Consider the following 22,087-nt stretch of genomic DNA (forward strand, 5'->3'; position numbering starts at 1 on the left):
GGCATCGTCATCACCCACGGCACCGATACCATCGAAGAAACCGCCTACTTCCTGGACCTGGTGGTCAAGAGCAAGAAGCCGGTGGTGATCGTGGGCGCGATGCGTCCCTCCACCGCCATCAGCGCTGACGGCCCGATCAACCTGTACAACGCCGTGCTGCTGGCCGGCTCCAAGGAAGCCGTCGGCAAGGGCGTGCTGGTGACCCTGAACGACCAGATCAACGCTGGCCGCGAAGTGACCAAGACCAACACCTCCACCATGGACACCTTCAAGACGCCGGAACTGGGCTTCCTGGGCTACATCCAGGGCAGCAAGCCTTACTTCTATCGCCAGTCCACCCGCAAGAACACGGCCGACACCCCGTTCGACATCATGAACCTGGACAAGCTGCCGCAAGTGGACATCGTCTACGGCTACGCCAACATGAACCCGATCGCCCTGAACGCCTTCGTGGCCGCAGGCGCGCAAGGCATCATCCACGCCGGCGTGGGTGACGGCAGCCTGAACAACACCGTGGTGCCGTCGCTGACCGAGGCCCGCAAGAAGGGCGTCGTGATCGTGCGTTCCAGCCGCGTCGGCCAGGGCATCGTGGCGCGCAACGGCGAAGCCGACGACGACAAGCTGGACTTCGTGGTCTCCGATACGCTGAACCCGCAGAAGGCGCGCATCCTGCTGATGCTGGCCCTGACCAAGACCACCGACAGCAAGGAAATCCAGAAGATGTTCTGGGAATACTGATCCTGCCGGTCCGGCGGCCCTGTCCGCCGGACCCAGCATCAATCAGTCCGAAAGCCCGCTGCCAGTGCAGCGGGCTTTTTTTACGCAGGAACCAAGCACGGCAGGCTTCACTCTGTAGAGTTCGCCTTGCCCCGGACCGCTTCACAGGAGAACACCGCATGCCCAGCCGCCGTCAATTCCTCGCCGCCGCCAGTGCCGCTTCGGCATTGGCCGCCCTCGGCCTCTCGCCGCGTGCGCTGGCGGCCCAGGGCTTGCGCATGGGCCGTGCGCAGCCGTTTTCCTTCGACAGCCTGATCGCCCGCGCCCGCGACATGGCCCGCACGCCCTACCAGGCCCCGCCGGCCGTCCCCGCAGACGTTCTGGACAAGATCGACTACGAAGCCCACGGCAAGATCCGCTTCAAGACTGCCGATGCGCTCTTCGCCCAGGGGCCCGGCGCGTTTCCGGTGACCTTCTTCCACCTCGGCAAGTTCTTCCGTGTACCGGTACGGATGTTCATCCTTGCTGGTCAGGGCGATGGCACTGTACCGGTACAGTCGCGCGAAGTGTCTTACCGCGATGACTATTTCGACATGCCGGCCGACAGCCCCGCCCATCAGCTTCCCGCAGGCAGCGGCTTCGCCGGTTTCCGCTTCCAGGAGAGCCGCCTGGCCGACCAGAAGGAGAAAGACTGGCATACCAATGACTGGGTGGCCTTCCTCGGTGCCTCCTATTTCCGCGCCATCGGCGATCTGTACCAGTACGGCCTGTCGGCGCGCGGCATCGCCATCGATGTGGCCCAGGCCGACCGGCCTGAAGAATTTCCCGACTTCACGCAATTCTTCTTCGAGCCCTCTGCCCCCGGCAGCGATACGGTGGTGGTGTATGCCCTGCTCGATGGGCCCAGCATCACGGGGGCCTATCGCTTCGCCATGCAGCGCAAGCAGGGCGGCGGCGTGCACATGGAGATCGACAAGTCGCTGTTCCTGCGGCAAGACGTGGCGCGCCTGGGCCTGGCCCCGGCCACCTCGATGTACTGGTTCTCGGAAACGGTGAAGGGCACCGGCGCGGACTGGCGGCCGGAGGTGCATGACTCGGACGGACTGGCGATCTGGAACGGCGCAGGCGAACATCTCTGGCGTCCGCTCAACAATCCGCCGCGCACCATGTCGTCGGCCTTCAGCGACCAGCACCTGCGCGGCTTTGGCCTGCTGCAGCGCGACCGCGATTTCGATCATTACCTCGACGGCGTGCATTACGAACGCCGCCCCAGCCTGTGGGTAGAACCGGTGGGCGACTGGGGCGAAGGCGAAGTGCAATTGATCGAGCTGCGCACCGATGACGAGATCCACGACAACATCGTCGCCATGTGGGTGCCCAAGGCACCGGCGCGCGCCGGCAACGCCTATCGCCTGCGCTACCGGCTCTACTGGCAGCAGGACGAGCCCTTCCCTTCCCCGCTGGCACGTTGCGTGGCCACGCGCCTGGGACGTGGCGGCCAGCCGGGCCAGCCGAGGCCGCCGCAGGTGCGCAAGTTCATGGTGGAGTTCAAGGGAGAAGCGCTGGCGGGGCTGCCTTTCGGCGTGAAGCCGGAAGCGGTCATCACGGCTTCGCGCGGCAGCATTTCCTATGTCTATACCGAAGCGCTGCCCAACGGCGTGCCCGGCCACTGGCGCGCGCAGTTCGATCTCACGGCCAGCGGCGAAGAGCCGGTCGAGCTGCGCCTGTTCCTGCGCCATCAGGGCCAGGCACTGAGCGAGACCTGGCTGTTCCAGTACCATCCGTTTGCCGCGCGGGAAGTCTATTGAAATGCGGTGAAATAGTTTTTTTGAAGGGCTGCGAAAAAATGTTTGTACTTTTTTGAAAAGCTCCTTATAATCTCGTTCTTTCGCGGCTGTAGCTCAGCTGGATAGAGTACTTGGCTACGAACCAAGGGGTCGTGGGTTCGATTCCTGCCAGCCGCACCATATGTAGTAGAAAAAGGGTCCATCGCAAGATGGGCCCTTTTTTGTTTTCCGCTGCCGCCAGCATGGCGCAGCTCATCCACAGAATCCTAGGCTGGCCGACGCACGGTTGCGCCATCGTCCGACAGGCCCCCGCAGCCCGGCTGGGGATAATCAAGGCTCCCCGAATCCGATTCCATCGATTTCCCTCGATGCCCACAGGAGCCGCAATGAAAAAGATGTCCTTCCTCATGCTGGCCGCCGGTTCGCTGGCCATGCTGGCCGCTGCCAAACCGGTACTGCGCCGCTATGACGATCTCAACCGCCGCCGTGCCGGCACCGCGCCCGCCGACACCGCCTCAGGCCAACCCGCCATCATCGGTGAAGAAGACATGCAGCCCGTCGCCCAGGAAAGCAGCATCGTGGCTGACGGCACGCAGCACCATGATCCGGCCGGCGCACGGCCCGTCCAGGCCGCTGCGGTCGATGCCCCGCCCCGCAAGGATGGCGACTTCGCGCCACCGGTCGGCGCCTGAGTCAGCGCCGCTCGCCCTCGTCCTTGCCGCCCCATGAAGCCGGCAGCATGCGCACCAGCGTGGCATCCTTGCGCACGCGGTGATGGAACAGAGCCGCCGCGATGTGCAGGAGCACCACCACCCACACCACCCAATCCCCCAGGAATTTATGGATGGCGAAGATGGGCGTCTCCACCTGCTCGGCCGTAAGCTGCCAGGTCGTGGCGATCCAGTGGAACAAGGCCGTCTCGCGGAATGCCGGAATGATGAAGAGACCAAAATTGGTCGGATCATAGGTGTTCAGGTAGCCCGTGAGCGGCATCACGATCATGAACAGGTACAGCGCCCAGTGCGCCAGTTTGGCCAGCAGATGCTCCAGCGCACTGCCCGGCACCGGTGACGGCTCGACATTGATCCAGCGCCAGATCAGGCGCGGGATCACCAGCACCCCGATGCTCACGCCCAGCACCCAGTGGATGTTCAGAATGGGGATGACCAGTTCACCATTCGGTTCGATACCGAACAGCGCAGGCTTGATGCTGGTCTCGGGATCGATGAACCAGATCACGTAATACACCACGATATAGGCCAGGATGAAGGCCACCGCCATGGTCCAGTGGAAGCATTTGGCGACTGCGCCGAAGCGCTCCGCAGTATTTTTCAGCATGAATTTCCCTGCCAGAAGAAAAAAGGTGCGTCAGTGTATTACACGCGCAAAAAGGCAATGCGTGCCGCAGCATCGGCCAGCGCCTGCGCTTTTTCGCTCTCGCCCATGGCCACGCCTTCGGCGCGGATCACGGTGACGTCGACGATGCCAAGGAAGCCCAGCAGATCCTGCAGATAGCGTTCCTGGTGATCCAGCGCCGCTTCCGGCGTACCCTCCGCATACTGGCCGCCGCGCACCGAGGCGATGTAGGCGCGGCGTCCCTTGAGCAGCCCTTCCGGACCGGCCTCGCCATAGGCGAAGGTAGTCCCTGCCACAGCCACCCTGTCGATCCAGGCCTTCAGTGATGACGGCAGCGAAAAGTTGTACATCGGCGCGCCGATCACCAGCAGATCCGCCTGCAGCAGTTCATCGAGGCAGGCCTGTCCCAATGCCAGGTCCGCCTGCAGGGCAGGATCGCTGACCTCCGCGCCATTGAAGGCCGCCAGGTGCTGCGGCGACAGATGCGCAGGCGCGACGGCGGCGAGGTCGCGATAGACCACTTCCAGTGCCGGATGCAGCACGCGCAGGCGCGCCACGATTTGCGCCGAGAGCTGGCGGCTTACGGAATGTTCACCCAGGATGCTGGCATCCAGATGCAGGAGTTTCATGGTCATGGATTCCTCATATTCTATAAATCATTTATTCAATTTACGAAAAAAAACGGGTCGGTGATGCTCAGGGCTTGGCCGCACCGGGCTCCACCGGCTTGAGGACGCCTTCCTTGGAGAACGGCAGGACCTGCCCCAGCCGGTTCACCAGCAGCGTCGTGATGGCCTGCGGAGCAGTCGCGACGACCTGCCAGCTGAGGCCGTCATCGCGGCTCTGCAGCAGCTTGCCCTCCAGCGAAGAGGCCGTCAGCAGGCCCGGCGTCGCCTGCAGCGCCGTGATCGATCCGCTGGTGGGCAAGGCCACGGCCTGCCACGTCGCCCCCTCATCGGTACTGCGCAAGAGCTTGCCGCCCAGGCCCGCCACGATCAGCGTGCCTGAGGGCTGGGCCACCGCGCCGCTCCACAGCGAGGCCTTGCTGCCGGTACTCTGCAATTCCCAGTGCTGGCCACCATCGCGTGACCGGAACAGCGTGCCCTGCTCCGCCGCCAGGTAAAGCGCATCGCCCTGCCCTGCGAAGAGATGCAGCAAATTCAGGTCGCTGCGCTTGCTGCCTGCAGCCACCGGCAAATGCAGCGGGGTCCAGGTCTTGCCGCCATCCTCGGTCTGCAGCAGCAGCGACCACAATCCGGCGGCCCAGCCATGGAGACGATCACGGAAGTAGACCGTGAACAGCGGCTGGTCGACCTCGGTGGCGCTACGCTGCACCTGCCAGGTTTCGCCACCGTCGGCGGTGTGGATCACCACGCCGCCATGGCCGGCCGCCCAGCCCTCCTTGTCATCCACGAAGCTGACTGCCGTCAGCGTGAAATCCACCGGCACCTGGCGCGCCTGGCGCCAGTGCTGCCCGCCATCATCGGACAGGATCACATTGCCGCGCGCACCCACCGCCACCACGCGCTCACCGGCCAGCGTCGCCGCCAGCATCATGGCGCGTTCGGCATGGGCATCGGCCACGGCGGCACGCAGCGGCACCGGCGCCATGCCTTGCGCGTGGCCACTGCCGGCCGCCAGTGCAGACCACGCCAGCAGCGTCACGCACAGCCATCCCTTGACTGACTTGCTCACATCCATTCTCCCTTGCATCGCATTCTCTCCTGCGCCCTCAGTGGCTCATCATGCTGTTGACCTTGATCTTGCCCTTGCGCGGGAACAGCCGTTCCAGCACCACCGCAAAGGCCGGCAAGGCGGTCATGGCCATGATCAGGTTGACGATGAACATGAAGGCCAGCAGCTTGCCCATGTCGGCCTGGAACTTGAGCTGCGAGAAGGACCAGGTGGCCACGCCGATGGCCAGCGTGATGGCCGTGAAGATGGTGGCCACGCCGATTTCCTGTATCGATTTCTCCAGCGCCACATCAATCGCCTCGCCCGCCGCCAGGTGCATCTGCAGGCGGCTGTAGATGTAGAAGGCATAGTCCACCCCGATGCCCACGGCCAGCACCATCACCGGCAAGGTCGCCACCGTCAGGCCGATCTGCAGCTGCTTCATGAAGGCATAGCCGATGAAGGTGGCCACCGTCAGCGGCAGGCAGCATGCCACCACGGCACGGAGATCGCGATACACCGCAAACACCAGCACCACGATGGCGGCATAGACGTAGAGCATCATCGGCAGCTCAGACTTTTCCACCTCCTCGTTGACGGCAGCGATCACCCCGGCATTGCCTGCGGCCAGGCGGATGCTCAGCCCCGGCAACGGATGCGCGCTGCGGTACTGCTTGACGGCCGCGATCACGCCATTGATGGTGGAAGCCTTGTGATCGGTCAGGTAGAGATGCGTGGCCAGCATGCTGCAATCCTTGGAGAGGAAGCCGCGCACCCGCCCGATCTCCACCGCCAGTGCGGCATAGTTGGCCGGATCCAGCGGCACCGAATACATGGCCGGATTGCCCTCGTTGTAACCTTCGTTATAGATCTTCATCTGCTGCGCGAAGGAGCTCACCGACATCACCCCCGGCACCTGCGCCATGGCCGCATCGAACTGGTCCTGGTAGCGTCCGAAGGCGACCTGGTCACAGGAATTTTCGGGGGTGGCCAGGATCACCGAGAGCCAGTCCAGTCCCGTGTCGTAGTTCTCCGCAATCGCCTTGGCATCCAGGTTGTAGCGCGAGTCGGCCCGCAGCTCGGGGGCCCCGGCCTGCAGAGTACCGACCAGGCGGTCGCTGCTGTACCACACCGAGGCCGCAAAGAGCAGCAGCGTGACCAGTACGATCACCTTGGCATTGCGCGGATGGGCCGCACGCGCAAACACCTGCAGCCAGCGCGCACGCTTCTGCTGTGCCCGCATGGCGGCATCGGCATAGGCCTTGTCGACCTTGAGCAGGGAGGCCGCCAGCGGCAGCATGACCAGGTTGGTGATGATCTTGTAGCCTACGCCGATGGAAGCGGTGATGGCCAGCTCCTTGACCATGGGAATCGGAATGAGCGTGAGCGTGATGAAGGAGACGAAGGCCGTCACCAGCGCCAGCACGCCCGGCACCAGCAGGCCACGGAAGCTGGCGCGCGCCGCCTCGTCGCACCCCATGCCGGCCGCGATGCCGCGCACGATGTAGTTGATCTGCTGCACCCCGTGCGAGACGCCGATGGTAAACACCAGGAACGGCACCAGCACCGCCAGCGGGTCCAGTCCGTAGCCCAGCAGGTGCAAGGTCCCGAACTGCCACACCAGCGATACCAGCGAACAGACGATGGGCAGCAGCGTGAACGGCAGCGAGCGGCAATACCAGTACACCGCCAGTGCAGTCAGCAGCAAAGCCATCACGCAGAACTTGAGCACGCCCTGCGCGCCATCGGCAACATCGCCGATCTGCTTGGCGAAGCCGATGATCTGCACTTCGAAGTCGGCATTCTCGTACTTGGCGCGCAAGTCGTTGAGCAGCTTGTTGTAGGCGAGATAGTCGACCTTTTTGCCATTGGCATCGAACTCGTTGATCTCGGCGATGATCATCGCGCTGTCCTGGCTGCGCGAGACCAGCGTACCCACGAAGCCGCCATTGTTGGCGCTGTCGCGGATGCCGGCGATCACCTCCGGCGTCAGGTTGTCAGGCGTGACGGTACCGGCGATGACCGGGTCGGCGCGGAAACCTTCCTCGGTGATTTCATTGACGAAGGTGTTGGGCGTCCACAGCGACTGCACCCCCAGCCGGTTGATGTTGGGCAGGAACATGACGGCCTGGGTCATGGCGTTGAGGCGCGTGAGACCGTCCCTGGTCCAGATGCTGCCGTGCCGGGCGCGCAGCACGATGTTGAGGCGATTGGCACCGAACAGTTCATCGCGGTATTGGTGCAGCGTGGCCACGTATTCATGGTCCGAAGGGATCTGCTTCTCGAAGCCGGCATCCATGCGCAGCTGCAGCGAGAACACGGCCATCAGCGCCGTGAAGCCCAGCAGTGCCAGCAGGATGGGCAGGCGCGCGCGAAAGGCCAGCGCCTCCAGGCGCGCCAGGCTGAGAAAGCCGTTGAGAAAACGCATAGTGATCTGAATCCAGCAGGCAAGACACGGTACGACCGGAACGGACTACGCCCGCCAGGGCGCAGTCCGACCGGGATCAGAAGTTGTAGGTCGCAGTGGCCCCGACGAAATTGCGGCCGCGCAGCGGCTGGTCGAAGATGGTGTCGCCGCCCCAGAACATGGCGTAGTTGAGCGAGAACTGCCACTTGGCCGGATTCTGGATGAAGCTGACGATGAAGTTGGCCGACTTCGCGCCCTGCATGAAGGTGCCCGCAAAGTTGGGCGTGCGTCCATGCAAGGCCTGGAAGTAGAAGATCTCCGGCACCACCTGCCAGCCCGGAATGAGCGAGCCGTCATACACCCAGCTGAAGTCCAGGTTGTAGCCATACGAGAGCGCCGTGCCCACGCTGGGCGGCGACCCGGCGCCGGTGGCAATGGCATTGGCGGTGGTGTCGTAACCCCAGCCCCAGTTGCCGGCTGCCACAGGAATGCCCTGGTAGGACTTCTTCATGTTGGGATAGTAGATGCCCACGGCCTCGGCCATCAGGGTGGCGGTATCGGCCCCGCCCAGCATCTTGAGGATGGTGGGGTTGTCGCTCGGGGTCATGCTCAACAGGCCCGTGACCGCCAGCTGGTACTTGGCCGTCTCGACGTAGCAGTTGCCGTTGGCCAGGCAGCCGCTGCCGTTGGTGGTCGGGCTGTTGCCGGCGGTGGAGGTGTTGAGCGTGATCGGATCCTTGGGACGGTAAGACAATTCGGTGCCCACTGCCCAGTTGCCGACCGGGAAGTTCATGCTGGCACCGATCATCTTGCGGTCCTGCAGGTAGGAGTAGCCGAAGCCCGAGACTGAACTGGTCGAGGTCGACATCACCGGCGACTTGTCGTGGTAGTTCATCAGGTACAGGCCGAAGTTCATCTCGGTGTCCTTGGGGCTGTAGCGCAGCGCCACGCCGTACTGGCCGCTGGAACGCGGCGTACTGGTGGTGGGCACGCCCAGCTCGCTGGCACCGTTGCCGATGGTGCCGATGGACCAGTAGCTGCCCACCGGCGGGAAATAGTTGCGCTGCCAGCCTTGCTGCACATAAGTCTCGACGCTCAGTCCATGGCCCAGTCCGGTGGCGAAGTTGACCATCGGGGCCGGCAGCACCGCTTCCTTCATCTGCGTGCCCGGTTGCGACAGGCGCATCAGGTCCAGCGCGTTGGTCTGGTTGATGCCGCCGGGAATGAACAGGCTCTCGCCCCAGTTCACCACCTGGTTACCGACACGCAGGCGGGCGCGCTGCTCGCCGATGGAGAATTCCTTGCTCACCCACAGATCCAGCAGGCGCGTCTTGTTGCGCACCTGGCTGGCCGCATTGCCGGGGAAGGAACTGCCGCCGCCCCCGCTGACGTAGCCGGTGGCACTGTCGGCAGCAAAGTCGCGCAGCCAGCTGACGCGGCCGAGGAATTTCACGTCCGAAGGCAACTTGAGCATGAGCTCATGGGTGCCTTTGATGTAGGTGGTGAAGGCGCTGCCCCGCTCGTAGTTCAGGTTGCCCTGGTCGTTGTATTGCGAGAGCGAATCGGCACAGCCATCCGGTGCGCCCGCACCGGTCGGCCCCGAGGGCTGGCCGCCGTTGACCGAACCGATGATGCCGGCACAGACCGGCTTGCTGGCGCGGATCCCGACGCCCACCGTGACGGTGGAGTCAAAGTTGCCCGAGACCGATTCCCCCTCGAAGGTAAAGGCCTGGGCATTGCCCGTGTAGAGACAGGCGCCCATTAGCGGTACGACGATGGGCAACATCCGTGGCAGCGCCGAACCTGCACGCCGCGTCTTGCGCATTGGCTTCTTCATGGTTTTCCCTTCCCCGTCAAAGTCTTGTCAGAGTGGCGTAGCGCTCAGCGGTCGCTGATGGCACGCAGGTTGTCGGCGCTGTAGAAACTGTCGCGCAGACGTGGGTTGTCCTTGACCTCGGTTTCCCAGCGGATGTCCTTGCCGGTGCCGGCCGAGTGTGAATCCATCAGGTAGCGGCCTTCGGCCAGGTTGTACTGGGCGAAGCCGGCGAGATCGCAGGCACCGGTTTCATAGACCGGAATGATGTAACCCTCGCGATGCTTCCACAGCTTGTTCTGGGCGTCGTAGTCGTCGGAGAGCACCAGGTTCCAGCTGTCTTCATCGACATAGAAGGTCCGCTTGGGGGCGAGGTGGCGTACGCCCGGCTTGACCGTGGCTTCCACTACCCAGACCCGGTGCAGTTCGTAGCGGCGCGCATTCTCGGCCACGAAATCAGGCTTGGCGATGTCGTCGAAATTGTCCTTGAAGTTGTTGGCACCGAAGCTGTTGTAGGCGACGTAGATTTCCTTCTTGCCGACCAGCTTCCAGTCGAAGCGGTCCATGGTGCCGTTGAAGACGGTCGGCTCATCCATGGTGTACTGGTTTTCCATGCCGATCTGCGGCGCATCGTAGGCATAGGACGGCATGCGGCGTACGCGGCGCTGGTCGGGGAAGTAGTAGAAGGTCTCCGCGCCCGGACGATTGAGATAGGTCGCCACCGTCAGCGCCTGTCCGGCCAGTGCGGTCGGCGAGGCATAGGCAACGTAGGTGTAGAACTCGACCCCGCCCAGGCTGGAAAGCTTGGTGCTGCCCTTGACGTTGGAGGGATAGAACAGCGTCAGCTGCTGGCTGGCCTTGATCCACTCATTGCTGCCCTTGCGCGGCGAGACGGCGGTGATGGTGTTGGGGAAGTCCACGCCCACGCCGCGATAGCGCATCTTGCTGTTGTACATCACCTCCAGGCCGGTCTTGGGCAGAGGGAAGGGAATGCCGGGCACGTTGGCTTCGGCCAGGCTCCAGCCGTCGGCACCGATCTTGCCGTCGGCCACATTCTTCTTGGTGTTCTCGACCACGAAGTCTGGCGCGGCACAGTAGCGGTGGGTGGGATAGATATCCATCTTGTAGCCCTTGACCTGCTTGATCAGGGCCACCTGTCCCGGCGTCAGGTGATCGGCGTACTTGTCCACGTTGGAGGCGTCGATGACCTCGGTGGGCTTTTCATCCTTGTACTTGAAATAGTCCTTGCGCAGCTTGCCGTAGGACCAGCCGGGCAATTCCACGTTTTCCGCCTTCCATTCCGGGACGCCCTGGCCGGCGGCCTTGTCGCCGCCCAGCGGGGTCAGGGTGCTGCCCAGATCTTGCACCGAGGCCGCGTGCGCCAGTGCCGCGCCCATTGCCAGCAGGGACAAACCGAGGATCGTTCTCTTCATGACCACTTTCTCCAATTGACTCAAACCTGTTGCGATTGATGAGGAATCAGGCAGGTGGCCGGAATGCATCCCGGCCACCGGGTTGTCCCGTTCAGAGGGAGGCCAGGCCGGCGCCGAAGATGTCCAGTCCCTTGAACATCAGCGAACGCGGAATGGTCAGCGAAGGCATCACGCGCATGACGTTGGTGTAGCGGCCACACGGAATCATCAGCACGCCATGGCCGACCACGTAGTCCATGAGCTTGCCCAGCTTCTCGCGCGAGAGCGGTTCGCGGGTCTCGCGGTTCTCGACCAGCTCGATGCCGATCATCAGGCCGCGTCCGCGCACCTCGCCGATCCAGGGGCTGTTGAAACTGCGGATACGTTCCTGCGCTTCCAGGCCCAGGGCATGGGCGCGGTTGACCAGGTCCAGGCGCGGGTCTTGCAGGATGCTGATGTTGGTCAGCGCCACCGCTGCCGAGATCGAATTGGCGGCGAAGGTATTGGGCTGCGAGCCATCAGGGATCTTGGCCGCGAGATCGGAACGCATCACCAGGCCGGCCATGGGCATGTCGCCGCCGATGCCCTTGCCGAAGGTCAGCATGTCGGGCTTCACGCCCGAATGTTCCACCGCCCACATCTTGCCGGTGCGGCCGGCACCGGCCTGCACTTCATCGACAATCAGCAGCGCGCCGCTGCGGTCGCAGGCCTTGCGCAGGATCTGCAGGAACTCCGGCGACGGCGGCACATAACCGCCCTCGCCCTGCACCGGATCGACGATCACGGCCGCCACGTCATCGGCGGCGGTGTAGGGGGTGTTGAGCAGGTAATCGACATATTCACCGGCGATCTGCTCGGCACTCTTGTTGCTGGTATCGAAGGGGAAACGATAGGCGTAGGGATACGGTGCGTGGATCACGCCGCCCATGAAGGGACCGAAGCCCTTGCGATAGGCGGTGCCGGTGGTGAGCGCATTGGAGGCATTCCAGATGCCGTGATAGCCGCCGTGGAAGGCGATGATCTGGTGACGGCCGGTGACGCGCTTGGCGAACTTCACGGCGGCTTCCAGCGCATCGCTGCCACCCTGGGTGAAGAAGGTGATGCAGTCGCCGCGCAGGCCCTCGGGCATGATCTCCGAGATCTTGGCGGCCAGCTCGGTACGCTTGGAGCTGTTGACTTCCATCGAGTGCATCAGCGATTCGGATTGCTTGCGGATCGCTTCGACCACGCGCGGATTGCAGCGCCCGACGCTGCTCACGCCGACGCCGGCGGAGAGGTCGATGAAGGTATTGCCGTCCGGGTCCTTGAAGGTCACGCCGAAGGCCTGGTCCATGGCGATGGGCATGCGGCCGCCGCCACGGGCCATCGACTCGGTGCGTGCCGACAGTTCCAGCGCCGCTGCCGTCTTGGGGCCGGGATAGGTGGACGACACCATCTTGGGAGCGTCAGCAAAGTTGAGCGACTCCAGTTCTGCTTCAATCATAAACTTACCTTTCAAGACCGTTTTCAAGAGAGTGTTCGCCTGCGCAGCGGCAAGCGATTGACCGGGAACAGCGCCGCCCGCAACGCCTTGCTGGCGAGCTTGCGGCATGACACGATTAAACCCCTTGCACCGGGCAAGCCATTAGCCCAAATGAGCAAGTCATCGCGCAGCGTGATGCGGGGACGGAAATAATTTGCGCAGGCGCGCTCCCGCCTTGCGCGAGGCTGACGGACGGCTGACGAACGAATGAAAAAAATGGCGGCCGAAGCCGCCATCAAGGGTGCTGCCAGGCACCGGAACACACAACGATGTACAGAAAGACGTACCGGATTACGGGCAGAAAAACGTACGGAAAACACGCCCGAAAAAAGAAGGAGAAACCGTCACACCAGCGGCAAGGCCAGCGACGGAGGCGACTGCGAAGCGTGAAGCAGCTGCGCGCCCTCCGCAATCCTGAACACCGACACCGTCCCCAGCAGGTTGCCCGCCTGCTGGCGCAGGCTCTCGCTGGCGGCCGCGCTTTGTTCGACCAGGGCAGCGTTCTGCTGCAGGGCATCGTCCAGTTGCCGGATGGCACCCTCGACTTCGGCGATGTCTGCGCTCTGGGTCACGCTGGCCTCGCTGATCTGGGCCACGATGGCCGAGACGCTGCGCACCGCCGCCACGATGTCCTGCATGGTCTGCCCGGCACGGTCCACCAGGCGCGCGCCGGTCTGGATGCGCGCTACCGATTCATGGATCAGGGCCTTGGTCTCGCGTGCGGCCAATGAACTGCGCTGGGCCAGTGAGCGCACCTCGGTGGCCACCACCGCAAAGCCGCGCCCCTGCTCCCCGGCGCGCGCCGCTTCCACGGCTGCATTCAAGGCCAGGATATTGGTCTGGAAGGCGATGCCATCGATGGTGCCGACGATCTCCGAGATGCGCTGCGAACTGTCCTCGATGCCGCGCATGGTCTGCACCACTTCCTGCACCACCTCTCCTCCCTGCAGCGCCACCGTACTGGCCTGCCGCGCAGTGCCGCTGGCCTGGCGGGCGTCCTCGGCATTCTTCTGCACCGTGGCGCTGAGTTCATTCATGGTGGCCGCCGTCTCTTCCAGCGCGGCGGCCTGGGCTTCGGTGCGGGTGGAGAGATCGGCGTTGCCGGCGGCGATCTGCACGCTGGCCGTGGCCACGTGTTCGGCTTCGCGCCGCACCCCGGCCACGATGCCGACCAGGGCTTGCTGCATGCGCTGCATGGCAGTGAGCAACTGGCTGATCTCGTCGCGGCCGCTGACCGTGATCTCCTGGTCCAGCGCACCTTCGGCAATCCGATGCGCAGCCTGTACCGCACGCCGCAGCGGTCCGGCAATTCCACCAATGAGCAAGCGCGCCAGTACCAGCGTGCCGAGCAGCGCGGCCACACTGACTGCGATGAGCGCGTGCCGGGCGGAGACGAAGGCCTGCTGGCCATCGGCTACCGAGGCCGCCGATTCCTGCGCCACCGAATCGCTGATGAACTTGAGGATGCCGGCCATCTGCTCGTAAGGCGCGGCACTGTCGGCCGCCAGCAGCAGCGCCTCGGCCGACTGCCCGGCAGCAGCCAGCGCCACCGCCTTCTCGGCCAGGGCGCGATAGGCCTGCCAGCTGGCGCTCAGTTGGCGGCTGGTGGCGCGTTCGTCATCATTGCTGGCGAAGTCGACCAGGATCTTGAGATACCTCTCTGCATAGGCCAGGCCCTCGCGCCGCGCCTGGGCGGCCGCCGTGCCGCCACTGCCATCATCGGCCAGCAGGGCCAGCGTCACGCCCATGCGGTATTGCGCCATGCCGATGCGTATGCCCGAGACCGATTCCATGGCCGGCACGTTGATGCTGCCGAGCTGCTCGACCTGCCGGTTGATATGGCTCATGCGGCCATAGGAAAACAGCGCCATGCCGACCAGCATCAGCAACAGCAGCACGAAGGCCAGCCGCAGCCGGGCCGCAATGCTCAATGCAGCGAGCGCCTGCCTCATCGTTACTCCCCCTGGGTGGTAGATGGCTCAGCCGGGTACGTGGCTGATCTGGCTGATCATCTTGGTGACCAGGAAGCTGTCGAAGCTCTCGGTGCCGCCTTCGCTGCCGAAGCCGCTTTCACCGATGCCGCCGAAGGGCAGCTCGGGATGCGCCATGCCGGAATGGTTGATGTTGACCATGCCGGCCTGCAAGCCGCTGGCCACCTCGTGCGCCGTGGCCAGCGATTGCGTGAAGACGTAGGAGGCCAGGCCCAGGGGCAGCGCGTTGGCCATCGCCAGGGCCTGCGCGGTATGGGCGAAGGGCGTGACGGCGGCCACCGGGCCGAAGGGCTCTTCCTGCATCACGCGGGCCGTCGGTGGCACATCGGCCAGCAGCGTGGGCGCATGGAAGTGGCCGAGCTCACCGATGCGCCGGCCACCCGTGACGAGTTGCGCGCCCTGGCTCACGGCGTCTTCGATCAGGTCATGTACCGCGTCGAAGCGGCGGCCATGGATCAGCGGGCCCATCTGCACACCGGCTTCAAGACCGGAACCGACTTTCACCTGCTGCAGGGCATCGGCCAGGGCCACCACGAAGCGGTCGTAAATGCGCTGGTGAACAAAAAAGCGCGACGGCGATACGCAGACCTGGCCGGCGTTACGAATCTTCAGTCGCGCCAGCAGCCGCGCGGCGGCATCCACCTCGGCATCGTCGAACACCAGGACCGGCGCGTGCCCGCCCAGCTCCATGCTCATGCGCTTCATATGCAGCGCAGCCTGGGCGGCCAGCTGGCTGCCCACGGGAATGGAGCCTGTGAAGGAAATGGACCGCACCAAGGGCGAGGCGATCAGCTGCTGCGAGATCTCCGACGACACGCCCCAGACGATATTGAAGACGCCCGCCGGCACGCCCGCATCATGAAACAGCTGTGCCATCAGCACGATGGCGGCGGGCGATTCCGAGGGTCCCTTCAGCACCACCGTGCAGCCTGCCGCCATGGCCGCTGCCACCTTCTTCATGGCCTGGCCGAACGGGAAATTCCATGGACTGATGGCCGCGCACACACCGACCGGTTCGCGCACCACCAGTTGCCGCACCTCGGGATGGCGCGCACCGACCACGCGGCCATACAGGCGGCGGCCTTCCTCGGCGTGCCAGTCGAGGTGCTCGGCGGCATTGAGGATCTCGGCGACGGCGTCGGCCAGCGGCTTGCCGTTGTCCATGGTGATGGCCGGGGCCATCGCCTGCGCGCGTTCACGCGTGAGCGCGGCGGCGCGGCGCAGGATGTCGGACCGCTCCAGCGGCGAGACCTTGCGCCACTGCTGGAACGCGGCATGGGCAGCCTGGATGGCTTCCTCGATATCGCCGGCCTCGGCCCAGGGCAGGCGCCCCAGCACTTCGCCCGTGGCAGGATCGCGCACTTCCTGATAGCGGCGGCCGTCGAGGCCATGGAAACGTCCGTTGATGTAGAGCTGCAGGTCGGGATACATGGGTCACCTTGAAGAGGAAAAGACCGGTACGCGCATGGCATACCGGCTGCAATGCAGAAACAGGATCAACTTGCGTCAGCAGGCCACGCGATCGAGGAAGAGCTGCATCACCGCAGGCGCATCGTCGGCGCGGCCGGCGGCGGCGATGAAACGGTCGGGACGCAGGAGCACCCAGTCCACGCCCTTTTCCTTGAACCAGGCATTGAGCTTGTTCTCATGATCCTGGATCACCGTGCCGGAGCCGGTCAGCGGCACGCCGCGTGCACCGCTGCGCGAACGCACGCCCTGCAGGTAATCACAGCCGAAGACCTGCATGCGGCGGCGCAGATCAGGATCGACGGTCGCTGCAGGCAGCACGTCACAGCGCCAGCTCAGCAGCGTGAAGCGGCTGCCGCACAGGTCATCGAGCCGCATCACCTCACCCTCGCCGGTTTCCACCAGCGATTGCAGGAACATGCGCCCGACCAGATCATCGCGATTGCGCGGGTCACCCTGCATCACGGCCTGGCTGTGGAAGCTGGGCATGGGCTTGAATTTCATCTGCAGCACGTAGTCGCGCACGCGCGGGATATCCCTGATGGCCAGGAAGAACTTGTCGCGGCACCAGGCCAGCAGGCGGTTCTTCTGCGACAGCACCGCACCGAACAGGTCGGCCAGGTCGATCATGGCCTTGACGTGGGCATGGCGCTCGTCGTGATAGCTGGCCAGCAGTGCGGGCTTCATCCGGCCCTGCAGCACCCAGGCCAGTTTCCAGGCCAGGTTGAAGGCGTCGCGCAAGCCGGCATTCAAGCCCTGCCCGATCCACGGCGGCGTGATGTGGGCGGCGTCGCCGGCCAGGCAGATGCGGCCGCACACCAGCGAGCCGGCCACGCGCGAATTGTGGGTGTAGACGCGGGCGGGGATGATGTTGAGCGCATCGACCTCGGCCACGTGTTCGCGCAACAGCTCGCGCACCTTGGCCGGGGCCAGCATCTGTTCGCCATCCTCGCCGGGGAATAGCATGAACTCCCAGCGCCGCACGCCATAGGGCAGCGCCAGGCACACATACGGACGCTGCGGTTCGCAATGCAGGGCGGTGTAGGGCGCATCCAGCGGATCGCCATCGCACTCGATCACCACCCATTTGGCAGGATGGGTCTTGCCCTCGTAGGGCAGTTTGAGGATTTTCTCGCGCACGGTACTGCGGCCGCCATCGCAGCCCACGGCATACTGCGCGGCCAGGTAGCTCTGCATGCCATGCGCATCGCTGATGGTGGCCAGCACGCCCTGCTCGTCCTGCACCAGGTCCAGCAGCTCCACGCCCGAGCGCAGCTCCACATGCGGGAAGCGCTGCAGCCCCTGGCGCAGCGTGGCCTCGCCCAGCGGCTGCGAGAACAGATTGCGGCGATACCAGCCGAATTCGCGCGTGGTCGGCTGGATCTCGGCGAAACAGCGGCGGTCGGCGGTGTACATGCGCATGGGCACGTTCTGGATCACGTCGCGCACGATGGCGTCGGCCATGCCAGCGGACTGGAAGGTGCGCAGCGCTTCGTCATCGATGCCCACTGCGCGCGGATAATCCAGCACGTCCAGGTTGCGCTCGATGATGAGCGTGGAGATGCCATAGGTACCCAGCAGATTGGCCAGCGTCACCCCGACCGGGCCGGCACCGATGATGAGCACCTGGGCCTGGACCGCTGTACTCATGCGGCACTCCCGGCATGCGCCGCTACGGCCGGTTCGGGCGCGCTGGTGAGCAGGCGGCTTTCCTGTTGCACCAGCAGACCGCGCACCTGCTTGCGGAATTCGGCGAAATCGGGATCGGCCAGCAGTGCCGTACGGCGGCGGGCGCGGTCTTCCAGGCTGTCGAAGGCCCAGTGGTAGACCAACTGGTTGAGGTCGCCGCTCTCCGGAATCATCATCGCCACCAGATGGCCCAGCAGGCGGACCTGGTGCGCGCGGCCGCACTCGTTGTAGATGCGGACGTACTCGCGCACGCCGCCGGGCACCATGGTGTAGGTGCGCAGTTCATGGATCATGATGTCTTCTCCCCCTTGTCCTGTTGTTCTTGTTGCAGGAATTCCCGCACCGCCCTGGCGAAGGCTTCCGGCTGGTCGTCGTGGATGTAGTGGCCGGCATCGGCAATGGTGCAGGTGAGAACGCGCGCGTTGATCTGGCGCATTTCCGCCGCGATTGCGGCCGACAGGTAGTCCGAACGTTCACCGCGCACCACCAGCGTCGGGCACGCCAGCGCCATGAGGTGCGGGCGCAGGTCGACCACCCGTGTGATGTCGGGCATGAGGCGCGTAGCGCTGATGCCGACGTGGTCATAGCGCCAGGTATAGCCGCCGTCCGCAGTAGCCTTGAGCATGTTGTCCAGGCGCTGCTGGCGTGCCTCTTCGGTCACGGTGGGACGCAGCGCGCGCATGAAGATGCTGGCTTCTTCCCAACTGCCGAAGTGGCTCGGTGTAGTGGCCAGTTCGCGGCGGATGCGGCTGGCACCGGGGCTGTTCTCGAAAGCGCCGGGACCGGCATCCTCGATGACGAGGCGACGCACCTGCGACGGATGCCGCGCGGCATAGACGATGGCATTGATGCCGCCCATGGAGTGGCCCAGCAGGTCGAACTGGCGCAGGCCCAGGCGTGCCACCAGTGCCTCCATGTCGGCCACGTAGGTATCGGTGTAGTAGTTGCAGCCCGGATCCCAGTCGCTCTGGCCGCGCCCGCGCTGGTCCAGCGCGATGCAGCGGTAGCCGGACGGCAGGCGCTGCACCAGGTCGGCAAAGGTCTCGCCATAGCCACGGATGCCGTGCAGGAGCAGCAGGGGAAAGTCCTGCGGATCGCCCCATTCGGTGACGTGGAACTGCAAACCCGTGAGGGTCAGCGAATAATCTCGGCGCTGCATGATGGTCTCCCTGATCCTTGCGTGTGGCGACCTCAGACCAGGCCGTCCTGCCCCTTCACCTCGGAGGCTTTGAGGCCACCCAGGCGGGCGTTCAGACGGCCACGGGTGGCGAAGGCCCAGATCACCACCACTTCATCGCGGTTGGGGCCGTCGTTGAACTGGGCGCTGACGGTGTCGTAGTGGGAGCGCACGTACAAGGCATCCTTGTGCGCCAGCGGGATGTCGATGATGGTGCCGGGACCGCCGCGCTTGCCGGTCGAGGGCACCCAGGACTTGGCACCGCCCACGCCGTCGCGCACCGGATTGGCAGCCGGATTGGTGAGCAGCGCGTTGCCATGTTCGTACTCGCCATCCACGCCCACCAGGCAAGCCTTGCCATAACTCTCGATGGCCTGGCCCTGCGCGGCCTCACGGATGCGGCGGGCGAATTCCTGGCCCAGCAGCGGCGAAGGATTGATCCACCCGGACAGGTCCTCGGCATACTTGCCGGCGAAGGGATTGTGCAGGCAGGCAGCGATGACGATCTTGCGCAGCGGCGCGCCATCGGCGTCCTTGCCGCTCTCGCCGGCCAGGCTGTCTTCGATTTGCAGGTACCACTTGCGGATGTGGAAGTTCTCGAAATTGGGGGTCTTCATCGGATGTCCTTGGAATGAATCGATACGGTGCAATGGGGTGAAGCAGTGCCGGGCTTACAGCGGATCCAGATGGAAGCTGTCGCTGGGGGCGTTGTACTGGCCCAGCAGGCGCTTGCCTTCTTCGTCGTCGCGGGCGGTCTCGAAGAAGAATTCGAAACGGTGGCCGTCGGGGTCGTGGAAGTAGATGCCGTAGCCGACCTTGTGATCGGTGATCTTGAAGATCTCGATGCCCTTGGCCAGCAACATGCCGTAGAGGCGGCGGAATTCCTCCATGTCGCCTTCCACCTCCAGGCCGTAGTGCTGCATGTTGACTTCGCCGCGCACGGCTTGAGCAGGTTCGTCCACGCGGATGAGCGCAATGTCGTGGTGCTTCTTGCCGAAGGACAGGAACACCCAGCGCTCGGCGCGGGCCGTCACCGTCATGCCCAGCACGTCTTCGTACCAGGGAGCCGAACCATGCGGGTCCTTCACGAACAGGGCCAGGTGGGTACGGCGGATGCGTGGCTTGATGGGCGAGGCCGGGGTGGCAGTGGCGGACATGAGGCCCTCCTTTGTCTGGTTGGTCTAGTCGATCGATTGCGGATGGGCATGCACCGGAGCCACGAAAGGCGTCCAGGCTACCGAGGTGATTTCGCTGAAGTCGCGCCATTCCTTGTACCAGCTGCGTCCGCCATCGGTGGAGCGCAGCAGGTAGCCGTACTTGGTGCCGGCAAACAGCAGTTGCGGATCGGACGGATGGCCGCCGAAGGCCCACACCGTGGAGTTCGGCGCGGTGTGCAGCACGCTGGGTTGCCAGCTCTGGCCGCGATTTTCGGAACGATAGATGCGGGTGCGCGTGCCGGGCGTGCCGTCGCCGATGGCCAGCAGCAGCTGATTGCCCTGCGGGTCCAGCGCCTGGATGGTGCGGGTGTAGTACATGCCGTCGAAGCGTTCCTTGGAGGCCTTGGCCGTGAAGCTGGCGGCATCGTCGGTGCTCTCGCAGACGGAGTTGACGGTCACCACCACATGCTTGACCGGCGCATTGGCGGTCGCGGGCAGCACGGTGATGGCGTGGATGTCGGAATTGTTGATGCCACGGCCCGGGGTATCGATGCGGGTCCAGGTATCGCCTTCATCATTGCTGCGCCAGGCACCGCCTTCTTCGACGCCGAACCAGACTTCCTGCGGCGCATCGGCGCGCACGAAGATGGTCAGGATGCGCGGCTTGTGCACGCCCGAGCAGAATTCCGGCAGCTCCACATCCAGCTGTTGCCACGACAGGCCGCCATCGCGCGAGCGATACATGCGGGCGCGTGAGGGTGCGCCGGTGCCGGCGAAGACCAGCTTGGGATTGCTCGGACTGAAGGCGATCGACCAGACGGTCTGGTCGTCGGCCGGCGAAGCGATGCGCTTGAAATGGGCGCCGCCGTCGGTGCTCAGGCAAATGCCGGCATCGGCACCCGCCAGCACGCGCGACGGATCCGAGGGATCGACGGCCAGGCTGCGTACCACGCCGTCGAATTCGATGGCTTCCTTCAGGCCCAGGCGGTGCCAGCTCGCGCCATTGTCGACGCTGCGCACGATGCCTTGGCCGGCGGTACCGACCAGGATGGTTCCTTGCATGATGGTGTCCTTTTCAGTAGTTCAGTCTGCTCAGAGGTAGATGCCGCGGGTGATGCCGCCATCCACCGCAATCGATTCGCCGGTGATGGCCGCCGCACGGGGCGAGGCCAGGAACAGCGCGACGTCGGCGATCTCTTCCACCTGCAGCACGCGGCGGATTGGCGTGGCCTTGGCATAGTTCTGCTCGACCTGCTCGGGGGTCAGCCCTTGCAGCTTGGCTTCCTTCTCGTAGAGTTCGTGGATGTGCGGGGTCTCGACCACGCCGGGGTGGATCACGTTGACGGTGATGCCGTCCGGACCGAGCTGGTCCGACAGGGTCTTGGTGAGATGGCAGATGGCCACGTTGCGCATGCCGGACAACTGCTTGCTGCCGCGGCCGGTGAGCCCGCCGATATTGATGATGCGGCCATAGCCACCGGTGCGCATGTGCGCAGCGGCCGCCTTGGCAAAGCGCATGTAGCCGACCACCTTGATGTTGATGTCTTCGAGCAGGCCTTCGGGGCTGGCGTGCTGGATTTCCGAGCGCACCAGCCCGCCCGGATGGGCTGCGCCATTGACCAGGATGTCGATGCCGCCAAAGTGCTGTGCAGCCTGTGCCACGGCCGCTTCCACCTGTTCGGTATTGCTCACGTCGGCAGCCACGGCGATGACTTCGGTGCCGGTGGTGTGGGTCAGTTCCTTGGCCACTTCTTCCAGCTTGCCCTTGCTGCGCGCGACGATGGCCACACGCACGCCTTCGCGCGCCAGTGCCTCGGCCACTGCCCGCCCGATGCCCAGGCTGCCGCCGGTGACGATGGCGGTCTTGCCTTGCAGATTCAGTTCCATGCTTGCTCCTTGTTCTATGCCGTGGTGTGCG

The 22,087-nt window shown here is 64.6% G+C and carries 19 protein-coding genes and 1 tRNA gene; 4 read left to right on the top strand and 16 right to left on the bottom strand.

Annotated elements, in window-relative coordinates:
* The 4 genes from B3873_RS07625 to B3873_RS07640 form a co-directional block, all read left to right on the top strand.
* On the top strand, positions 1 to 738 hold a 738-nt coding region (locus B3873_RS07625), incomplete at its 5' end, for a type II asparaginase (RefSeq protein ID WP_286865040.1).
* Positions 739 to 896: 158 nt separating this feature from the next.
* On the top strand, positions 897 to 2,525 hold the full coding sequence (locus B3873_RS07630; RefSeq protein WP_286865042.1) for a glucan biosynthesis protein: 1,629 nt from the start codon (positions 897 to 899) through the stop codon (positions 2,523 to 2,525).
* A gap of 82 nt (positions 2,526 to 2,607) precedes the next feature.
* Positions 2,608 to 2,684, top strand: a tRNA-Arg gene (locus tag B3873_RS07635).
* Between the two features lie 206 nt (positions 2,685 to 2,890).
* The gene (locus tag B3873_RS07640; protein ID WP_286865044.1) at positions 2,891 to 3,196 is read left to right on the top strand and encodes a hypothetical protein; all 306 of its coding nucleotides are present in this window, start codon (positions 2,891 to 2,893) and stop codon (positions 3,194 to 3,196) included.
* A gap of 1 nt (position 3,197) precedes the next feature.
* On the opposite strand, the gene B3873_RS07645 is transcribed toward B3873_RS07640, so the two are convergent.
* The 16 genes from B3873_RS07645 to B3873_RS07720 form a co-directional block, all read right to left on the bottom strand.
* Positions 3,198 to 3,842, bottom strand: a complete 645-nt coding sequence (locus B3873_RS07645; protein ID WP_134223345.1) for a cytochrome b — start codon at positions 3,840 to 3,842, stop codon at positions 3,198 to 3,200.
* 38 nt (positions 3,843 to 3,880) lie between these two features.
* Positions 3,881 to 4,489, bottom strand: a complete 609-nt coding sequence (locus B3873_RS07650; protein WP_286865069.1) for an FMN-dependent NADH-azoreductase — start codon at positions 4,487 to 4,489, stop codon at positions 3,881 to 3,883.
* A gap of 67 nt (positions 4,490 to 4,556) precedes the next feature.
* The gene (locus tag B3873_RS07655; protein ID WP_286865071.1) at positions 4,557 to 5,561 is read right to left on the bottom strand and encodes a WD40/YVTN/BNR-like repeat-containing protein; all 1,005 of its coding nucleotides are present in this window, start codon (positions 5,559 to 5,561) and stop codon (positions 4,557 to 4,559) included.
* Positions 5,562 to 5,592: 31 nt separating this feature from the next.
* Positions 5,593 to 7,962, bottom strand: a complete 2,370-nt coding sequence (locus B3873_RS07660) for an efflux RND transporter permease subunit (protein WP_286865045.1) — start codon at positions 7,960 to 7,962, stop codon at positions 5,593 to 5,595.
* Between the two features lie 76 nt (positions 7,963 to 8,038).
* On the bottom strand, positions 8,039 to 9,778 hold the full coding sequence (locus B3873_RS07665) for a DUF1302 domain-containing protein (protein WP_286865047.1): 1,740 nt from the start codon (positions 9,776 to 9,778) through the stop codon (positions 8,039 to 8,041).
* 44 nt (positions 9,779 to 9,822) lie between these two features.
* On the bottom strand, positions 9,823 to 11,187 hold the full coding sequence (locus tag B3873_RS07670) for a DUF1329 domain-containing protein (protein WP_286865049.1): 1,365 nt from the start codon (positions 11,185 to 11,187) through the stop codon (positions 9,823 to 9,825).
* A 91-nt stretch (positions 11,188 to 11,278) separates the two neighbouring features.
* A complete protein-coding gene (locus B3873_RS07675) occupies positions 11,279 to 12,649 on the bottom strand; it encodes an aspartate aminotransferase family protein (RefSeq protein ID WP_286865051.1) in 1,371 nt (456 codons plus the stop codon).
* A gap of 383 nt (positions 12,650 to 13,032) precedes the next feature.
* Positions 13,033 to 14,640, bottom strand: coding sequence for a methyl-accepting chemotaxis protein (locus tag B3873_RS07680; protein ID WP_286865053.1), 1,608 nt, complete (start codon positions 14,638 to 14,640; stop codon positions 13,033 to 13,035).
* A gap of 27 nt (positions 14,641 to 14,667) precedes the next feature.
* Positions 14,668 to 16,110, bottom strand: a complete 1,443-nt coding sequence (locus tag B3873_RS07685; RefSeq protein WP_286865055.1) for an NAD-dependent succinate-semialdehyde dehydrogenase — start codon at positions 16,108 to 16,110, stop codon at positions 14,668 to 14,670.
* Between the two features lie 75 nt (positions 16,111 to 16,185).
* Positions 16,186 to 17,796, bottom strand: a complete 1,611-nt coding sequence (locus B3873_RS07690) for a bifunctional 3-(3-hydroxy-phenyl)propionate/3-hydroxycinnamic acid hydroxylase (protein WP_286865057.1) — start codon at positions 17,794 to 17,796, stop codon at positions 16,186 to 16,188.
* Positions 17,793 to 18,128: an NIPSNAP family protein gene (locus B3873_RS07695; protein ID WP_286865059.1), complete on the bottom strand. Its 336-nt coding sequence runs from the start codon at positions 18,126 to 18,128 to the stop codon at positions 17,793 to 17,795. The genes B3873_RS07690 and B3873_RS07695 overlap by 4 nt, the downstream gene beginning before the upstream one ends.
* Positions 18,125 to 18,994 (bottom strand): alpha/beta fold hydrolase, encoded by an 870-nt coding sequence (locus B3873_RS07700; RefSeq protein WP_286865061.1) that lies wholly within the window; start codon positions 18,992 to 18,994, stop codon positions 18,125 to 18,127. The genes B3873_RS07695 and B3873_RS07700 overlap by 4 nt, the downstream gene beginning before the upstream one ends.
* 32 nt (positions 18,995 to 19,026) lie before the next feature.
* A complete protein-coding gene (locus B3873_RS07705; protein ID WP_286865062.1) occupies positions 19,027 to 19,629 on the bottom strand; it encodes an amino acid synthesis family protein in 603 nt (200 codons plus the stop codon).
* Between the two features lie 54 nt (positions 19,630 to 19,683).
* Complete coding sequence (locus B3873_RS07710; protein WP_286865064.1) at positions 19,684 to 20,169, bottom strand: VOC family protein; 486 nt, start codon at positions 20,167 to 20,169, stop codon at positions 19,684 to 19,686.
* Positions 20,170 to 20,193: 24 nt separating this feature from the next.
* Positions 20,194 to 21,231, bottom strand: a complete 1,038-nt coding sequence (locus B3873_RS07715; RefSeq protein ID WP_286865066.1) for a WD40/YVTN/BNR-like repeat-containing protein — start codon at positions 21,229 to 21,231, stop codon at positions 20,194 to 20,196.
* A gap of 30 nt (positions 21,232 to 21,261) precedes the next feature.
* Positions 21,262 to 22,056 (bottom strand): SDR family NAD(P)-dependent oxidoreductase, encoded by a 795-nt coding sequence (locus B3873_RS07720; protein WP_286865067.1) that lies wholly within the window; start codon positions 22,054 to 22,056, stop codon positions 21,262 to 21,264.
* Positions 22,057 to 22,087: the final 31 nt, after the last annotated feature.

The organism is Herbaspirillum sp. UBA812, from assembly GCF_002296545.1.
GTDB classification, from domain to species: domain Bacteria; phylum Pseudomonadota; class Gammaproteobacteria; order Burkholderiales; family Burkholderiaceae_D; genus Herbaspirillum; species Herbaspirillum huttiense.

What these genes read in the sequence shown, in the direction of transcription:
- B3873_RS07645 (WP_134223345.1), bottom strand. Translation starts at nt 3,842, where the DNA reads ATGCTGAAAAATACTGCGGAGCGCTTCGGCGCAGTCGCCAAATGCTTC.
- B3873_RS07670 (WP_286865049.1), bottom strand. Translation starts at nt 11,187, where the DNA reads ATGAAGAGAACGATCCTCGGTTTGTCCCTGCTGGCAATGGGCGCGGCA.
- B3873_RS07630 (WP_286865042.1), top strand. Translation starts at nt 897, where the DNA reads ATGCCCAGCCGCCGTCAATTCCTCGCCGCCGCCAGTGCCGCTTCGGCA.
- B3873_RS07680 (WP_286865053.1), bottom strand. Translation starts at nt 14,640, where the DNA reads ATGAGGCAGGCGCTCGCTGCATTGAGCATTGCGGCCCGGCTGCGGCTG.
- B3873_RS07640 (WP_286865044.1), top strand. Translation starts at nt 2,891, where the DNA reads ATGAAAAAGATGTCCTTCCTCATGCTGGCCGCCGGTTCGCTGGCCATG.
- B3873_RS07690 (WP_286865057.1), bottom strand. Translation starts at nt 17,796, where the DNA reads ATGAGTACAGCGGTCCAGGCCCAGGTGCTCATCATCGGTGCCGGCCCG.
- B3873_RS07710 (WP_286865064.1), bottom strand. Translation starts at nt 20,169, where the DNA reads ATGTCCGCCACTGCCACCCCGGCCTCGCCCATCAAGCCACGCATCCGC.
- B3873_RS07720 (WP_286865067.1), bottom strand. Translation starts at nt 22,056, where the DNA reads ATGGAACTGAATCTGCAAGGCAAGACCGCCATCGTCACCGGCGGCAGC.
- B3873_RS07705 (WP_286865062.1), bottom strand. Translation starts at nt 19,629, where the DNA reads ATGAAGACCCCCAATTTCGAGAACTTCCACATCCGCAAGTGGTACCTG.
- B3873_RS07655 (WP_286865071.1), bottom strand. Translation starts at nt 5,561, where the DNA reads ATGGATGTGAGCAAGTCAGTCAAGGGATGGCTGTGCGTGACGCTGCTG.
- B3873_RS07700 (WP_286865061.1), bottom strand. Translation starts at nt 18,994, where the DNA reads ATGCAGCGCCGAGATTATTCGCTGACCCTCACGGGTTTGCAGTTCCAC.
- B3873_RS07675 (WP_286865051.1), bottom strand. Translation starts at nt 12,649, where the DNA reads ATGATTGAAGCAGAACTGGAGTCGCTCAACTTTGCTGACGCTCCCAAG.
- B3873_RS07715 (WP_286865066.1), bottom strand. Translation starts at nt 21,231, where the DNA reads ATGCAAGGAACCATCCTGGTCGGTACCGCCGGCCAAGGCATCGTGCGC.
- B3873_RS07695 (WP_286865059.1), bottom strand. Translation starts at nt 18,128, where the DNA reads ATGATCCATGAACTGCGCACCTACACCATGGTGCCCGGCGGCGTGCGC.
- B3873_RS07665 (WP_286865047.1), bottom strand. Translation starts at nt 9,778, where the DNA reads ATGAAGAAGCCAATGCGCAAGACGCGGCGTGCAGGTTCGGCGCTGCCA.
- B3873_RS07685 (WP_286865055.1), bottom strand. Translation starts at nt 16,110, where the DNA reads ATGTATCCCGACCTGCAGCTCTACATCAACGGACGTTTCCATGGCCTC.
- B3873_RS07650 (WP_286865069.1), bottom strand. Translation starts at nt 4,489, where the DNA reads ATGAAACTCCTGCATCTGGATGCCAGCATCCTGGGTGAACATTCCGTA.
- B3873_RS07660 (WP_286865045.1), bottom strand. Translation starts at nt 7,962, where the DNA reads ATGCGTTTTCTCAACGGCTTTCTCAGCCTGGCGCGCCTGGAGGCGCTG.